The sequence below is a fragment of the Roseateles sp. P5_E11 genome, from assembly GCF_054049355.1.
In genome coordinates this window covers 1-1,931 of the sequence record NZ_JBFUMO010000820.1, presented here as the reverse complement: position 1 = coordinate 1,931, position 1,931 = coordinate 1, and the positions used below count along the sequence as shown (strand labels likewise).

At 66.1% G+C, this 1,931-nt stretch carries 2 protein-coding genes; one reads left to right on the top strand and one right to left on the bottom strand.

What is annotated here, in order from left to right; translation table 11 throughout:
* Positions 1–199: 199 nt before the first annotated feature.
* Entirely contained in the window at positions 200–1,330 is a 1,131-nt protein-coding gene (locus ACXJKR_RS31025; protein ID WP_056204295.1) for an MraY family glycosyltransferase, read from the bottom strand.
* Positions 1,331–1,572: 242 nt separating this feature from the next.
* Here ACXJKR_RS31025 and ACXJKR_RS31020 point away from each other — a divergent pair.
* Positions 1,573–1,931: hypothetical protein (locus tag ACXJKR_RS31020; protein WP_457326121.1), on the top strand; the 359-nt coding region annotated here is incomplete at its 3' end.

The window sequence follows — 1,931 nt, the reverse complement described above, 5'->3', positions numbered from 1 at the left end:
GAACGATGGGAATCGCCTTGGCCTGGATGGGCGTCATCGTCAGATAACCGGAATCAGCCACCGCGCGCAGCAGCTTGGGGTCTAGCGGCAGGGTGTCGAAACGGGCAGGCGCGGGCGCCTCGGCGGGCACCGCGACTGCGGACTCAGGGGTTTCTTGCATCCGGTGATTATCCCGGATAGGGGAAAAGGCCTGCCAGCCCTACTCCGGCCGGGTCACCGGCGGCCGTAATTCGGCTCGCGTATTCAGCACCATCCAGCGGGGCGTGCGGAAGCGAACGATGCGCCAATACAGCAGCACGTAGAAGACAACGAACAGCCCGAGGATGACCTGCAGCATGACGGTGTCGTCCCACCAGATCGTCGCTGGCACGACGGACAGGCTGCACAGCACCCAGAGATAGGGCGCGGTCAGCGCATTGCGGCGAGTCAGCACGGCGGCGTCCCGGCTGCCGATGGCCCAGCGCATCAGGCGGCGGTAGATGAGGCTGTGCAGGTGGATGCCATCGGGCATGCCGACCGGCCGGCCACGCACCACCTTGCGCCGGTACATGGAGAACACCGTCTCCCAGACTGGATAGGCGCACAACAGCAGCGGGAACATCGGCGAGACCTCGGGGTTGCGCACCAGCAGCAGGATGGCGAGCTCCGACAGGATGAAGCCGAGGAAATAGGCGCCGCCGTCGCCGAGGAAGATCAGCCCGAAGGGGTAGTTCCACATGAAGAAGCCGAGCACGGCACCGATGACGGCGATGGCCATGGCCGCGACGAACTGGTCGCCCGCCTGCAGGGCGACATAGGCCAGGCCCGCTAGCATGATGGCCGAGCACATGGACGCCAGACCGTTCATGCCGTCGATGATGTTGATCGAATGGGCCACGCCACTGACAACCAGCAGCGCAAGCAGGTAGCCGCCCACCGTCGTGGCCGCGATCAAGTCCAGCCCGGGGATCTCGGTCACCTTGATCTGCGCGCCCAGCAGCCAGGCGCCCAGGGCGGCTGCCAGCAGCGTGGCCAGCATGCGGCGCAGCGGGCTGACGCGCTTGGTCAGGTCTTCGATGACGCCGGAGGCGAAGGCTGGCGCGCTGCACGCGAGCAGCAGCCCAGCCATGTGGCGCATGGCCGGATAACGCCAGGTGAGCAAGACCGTGCCGACGGCAAAGCCACCGAAGATGGCAAGCCCGCCAATGCGCGGCACGGGGCGGGAGTGAAACTTCTGCGGGCCGGACAGGTCATGGTCGGCCGACAGCGCACCGTGCAGGTGCGATGAACGGATGATGAGCAGCGTTGCAGCAGCTGCAATCGCAAAGCTCAGGGCGAGAATCGGAAGCATGGAATAAGAGCGCAGGCCTGGATGCGGGGCAGCGGCTGTGACCACCGTTCGGCCGACATCAGCAGTGTAACGACGGGAGACTGCGCCGGGCGCTATCCGGGTTGCCCCCAGGCGCGTAGCTAGAATCCGCGCCGATTCGAGCCCCGTCGGACGTCCGGCGTCTGGGCTGCTCCTCTCAACTTCACGCAGCCCCCATGACTAGTCCCGGTCTCTTGGAATTGCCTAAATATTCACCATCCACCGTGACTCAGACATTCGCCAAGGTAAAGCGCGGGGCGTCCACCCATCTGGCCTGCCACCTGATGGCCTCGCTGGCATTCGGCCTGCTGGCCAGCATGACCTCGCTGAGCAGCCGTGCGGCCGAGACCAACAGCAACGATTCACAGGTAGGGCCGGTGCGGCTGGTCGCACCGTCGCAGACGCCAGCGCGCCCCGCAGGCAGCGACCCGGGCAGTGAGGCACCGCGTGAATCTCAGCGCGAGCCGCAGCGGGAGTCGCTGCGCCCTCTCGATCCGTCTGACCGCGACGCGCGTCGGCTTCTCGAGATGAGCGAGTTCGAACGCTACGTGCAGCGTGCCGTCGGTGAAGACGTTGAAGTGCC

What these genes read in the sequence shown, in the direction of transcription:
- ACXJKR_RS31025 (WP_056204295.1), bottom strand. Translation starts at nt 1,330, where the DNA reads ATGCTTCCGATTCTCGCCCTGAGCTTTGCGATTGCAGCTGCTGCAACG.